The organism is Acidovorax sp. SRB_24, assembly GCF_012931925.1.
This window is the reverse complement of sequence record NZ_MWOM01000129.1, coordinates 1-3114: the sequence shown is the minus strand read 5'-3', so window position 1 is coordinate 3114 and position 3114 is coordinate 1. Positions and strand designations below refer to the sequence as shown.

The following is a 3114-nucleotide window of genomic DNA, read 5'->3' as shown; positions in this document are numbered from 1 at the left end:
AAGCCCGCCGGCGCGCCGGCCTGGTCGCCCGGGGGCGCCGCGCAGGCGGCGAGCAGGCAGGCTGCGGCGCATATGCTCCCGCGCAGGCGCAGGCGCGGCCACCACTCTCGGGTCTGGGTGCCCTGCTGCATCGGTCGCCTCCTGGGGGTTTTACGTAAAGCAGCAAAAGATACAGGATGGCACCACCAGCGCGCAAGCGGGGGTGCCCGCAGCCGCGCACTAAACTGGCGCCACCTATGGAAGCCTGGCTAACCCACCTGCTTGACCTGCTCGCGCTGCCGCAATTTGGCCTGAGCACGGTGTTCGTCGTCTCGTTCGTCTCGGCCACCTTGCTGCCGCTGGGCTCGGAGCCCGCGGTGTTCGGCCTCGTCAAGCTCAATCCCGAACTGTTCTGGCCCGCCATCGCCGTGGCCACCGTGGGCAACACGCTGGGCGGCGGCGTGAGCTGGTGGATGGGCCTGGGCGCGCACAAGGCCGTGGACCGGGCGCGCGGTGCGCCCACCGACGTGCGCGCGCTGGCCTGGCTGCGCCGCTTTGGCGCCAAGGCCTGCCTGCTGAGCTGGCTGCCCGTGGTGGGCGATCCGCTGTGCGCCGTGGCCGGCTGGCTCAAGCTGCCCTTCTGGCCCTGCTTGGCCTACATGGCGGTCGGCAAGTTCCTGCGCTATGCGGTCATGACGACCGCGCTGCTGTCGCTGTGGCCGGGGCTGCTGGCGCACTGAGCTCCGCGTCCCACGCCGGCGGCAGCAGCGCCGCCCAGTCCACCGCCTGCGCGGTGTCGACGTGCAGCGCCAGGGCCGCTTCCTGCGCGCCGAGCGGCTCGCGCCGCGCCAGCTGCGCCTGCAGCACCTCAAGCGTGGCCTCGGACGCGTCACCGCCCTGCTGCAGGCGCCACTGCACGCGCGCCTGCAGCACCGGCGCGGGCGCATCGAACGCCAGGATGCGGCAGGGCAGCTGCCACTGCGCCGCCAGCGCCAGGAACGGCGCGCGCTGCGCGCGCGCCAGAAAGGTGGCATCGACCAGCACCGGAAACCCCGCCTCCAGCACCTGGCGCGCCAGCGCCAGCAGCCGCGCGTAGGTGCTTCCGGTCGCATCGGCGCTGTAGATGCCGCCCGCCACGCCCCCTGCACCGGCGCTGGACGCCGTGGGCGCCAGACCGAACAGGCGCTTGCGCTCGACATCGGCGCGCAGCCGCACCACGCCGCGCGCTGCCACCAGCGGCGCGCTGTGGTGGCTTTTGCCCGCGCCCGAAACGCCCTGGGCCAGCCACAGCCAGCGCGCCCGCGGCCGGTGCAGCTGCTCGGCCAGCGCCAGGTAGCGCCGCAGCTCGCGCAGGCTGGCGGCGCCCTCGCCGGGGCCATCGCCCTCGGGGCCGCGCGGCGCCTGCGCCCAGCGCAGGCCCGCCACCATGGCGCGCACCAGCGCGCGGTAGACCAGGTACCAGGGCAGCAGCGCCAGCCCGGCATAGTCGCCCGCATGCTCCAGCCAGCGGTTGAGGAAATGCCAGCCCAGGTCGGGCCGGCCGTGCGCCTGCAGGTCCATGCACAAAAAGGCGACATCGGCCATCGGGTCGATGAAGCGCAGGGCCGCGTTGAACTCGATGGCGTCAAACAGCTGCGGCCCGTCCTCCAGCAGCACCAGGTTGCCCAGGTGCAGGTCGCCATGGCATTCGCGCACCTGGCCGGCCGCCTGGCGCGCGGCCATCAGCGCATGCAGGCGATCGCCCTCCCGCCGGGTCCAGTCGGCCAGCGCCTGCACGGCGCGGCGCTCCGCAGCGGGCAGCGGCAAGGCCGCCAGCGCGTCGAGGTTGGCCTGCGCCTGCTGGCGCACCAGCGCCGCGCTGCCCCATGCGCTGCCGCCGGGCGCAGGCGCGGCGCTGGCGTGCAGCTGCGCCACGCGCTCGGCCAACACCGCCAGGTGGTCGGCCTGCAAGGTGCCGGCGGCCAGCTGCCGCGCCAGCAGCTGGCCGTCGCCAAAGCGCTGCATCTGCACGCCGTAGTCGAGCACCTGGCCCTGCTGCGCGGGCGCCAGCCGCTCCAGCGGCACCAGGCGCGGCGCCTGCGCCGGCCCGAGCAGCGCCACCACCGCCTGGTACAGCTGCGGCGCCGTGCGGCGGTTGATGCGCAACTCCTCCACGCAGGCGGCACGGCGCTGTGCGAGCGTGCTGAAGTCGAGAAAGTCGAGCTTCAGCGGTTTCTTGAACTTGACGGCCTGCGCCCCCGCCAGCAGCACCCACGACACATGGGTTTCGATGCAGGTCGCATCGGGGCCCTGCAGCAGCGACTGCAGCCAGGGCGGGCGGGGTAAATGGGGATCGGGCACAGGGCAAGCTCGGTGTGGGAGGGACAGGCAAGGGGTCGGCAGACGCTATGCTTTAAATAGCTATCAGCGCAGACCCACAAAGCGCCAGAGGCCTATTTCATGCAAATTCTGCCGCGCCGTGGTGCGACCGCGCGCCGGACCGCCTCTGCCGAGCATGCTAACGCTGGGGCCCAAAAGCCCGTGCGGGTCCTGCGGGAAGGGCCTGCACGCTTGCGTCCACGGCAGGGCGTTACGCCTTGGGAAATCTGCCGCCGGTGTGGCACGGGCAAGGCCCAAAACGGCGGTCAGCCCATCGCCATGAGCTGCGCGTTGCCGCCAGCCGCCGCGGTGTTGGTGCTGATGCTTTGCTCGTGCATCAGCGCGCTCAGGTCGTAGGTGGCGCCGTCGGCCAGCTGCGCGGGCGCGAGGTTTTCCACACGCACCAGGGCGCCGCCGCGCTGGGCCAGGCGCGGCAGCAGGGCCTGCAGCGCGTCGCCATCGCCCTCGAACAGCAGCGCGCTGGGCTGCGCCTCGGCCAGCAGGTCGTCGGCGCTGCGCAGCTGCACCTGGCTGCGCACCTCGGCCGGCAGCGCAGCCAGCGCCTGCGCCACGGCACTGCCTGCGGCCGGCGCTGGCAGCCAGCACGCATTGCCGCTGGCCAGCGCCGCCGCCAGCTGGTGCACCAGGCCCAGCGCGGTCTGCGGCAGAGCCCAGACGGCGCCGCGCGGCAGCAGCCGGTAACGGTTGGACTCGCCGGTCGGCCCGGGCAGCGTGAACACGCGGCCGAGCACGCTGGCGCCGCGGTAGGCCTCGCAG

Annotated in this window: 2 protein-coding genes and 1 pseudogene; 1 reads left to right on the top strand and 2 read right to left on the bottom strand. The window is 73.4% G+C overall.

Translation table 11 applies throughout. The features are described 5' to 3' along the window. The first annotated feature begins 236 nt into the window (after nucleotides 1-236). Nucleotides 237-719 carry a YqaA family protein gene (locus B2J89_RS20895; RefSeq protein WP_169170770.1) on the top strand — a complete coding sequence of 161 codons (483 nt, stop codon included), beginning with the start codon at nucleotides 237-239 and terminating at the stop codon, nucleotides 717-719. Here the strand turns inward: B2J89_RS20895 and B2J89_RS23350 are convergent. Both B2J89_RS23350 and B2J89_RS20885 read right to left on the bottom strand, forming a co-directional pair. Further along, on the bottom strand, nucleotides 670-2319 hold the full coding sequence (locus tag B2J89_RS23350; protein WP_169170769.1) for a bifunctional aminoglycoside phosphotransferase/ATP-binding protein: 1650 nt from the start codon (nucleotides 2317-2319) through the stop codon (nucleotides 670-672). The two genes, B2J89_RS20895 and B2J89_RS23350, sit on opposite strands and share 50 nt — an antisense overlap. Nucleotides 2320-2603: 284 nt before the next feature. Beyond that, nucleotides 2604-3114 (bottom strand): annotated as a pseudogene (locus B2J89_RS20885) (trifunctional transcriptional regulator/proline dehydrogenase/L-glutamate gamma-semialdehyde dehydrogenase); the annotation flags it as partial.

Bases quoted from the DNA above. Each gene is read 5' to 3' on its own strand.
- B2J89_RS20895 (WP_169170770.1), top strand. From the start codon at position 237: ATGGAAGCCTGGCTAACCCACCTGCTTGACCTGCTCGCGCTGCCGCAA.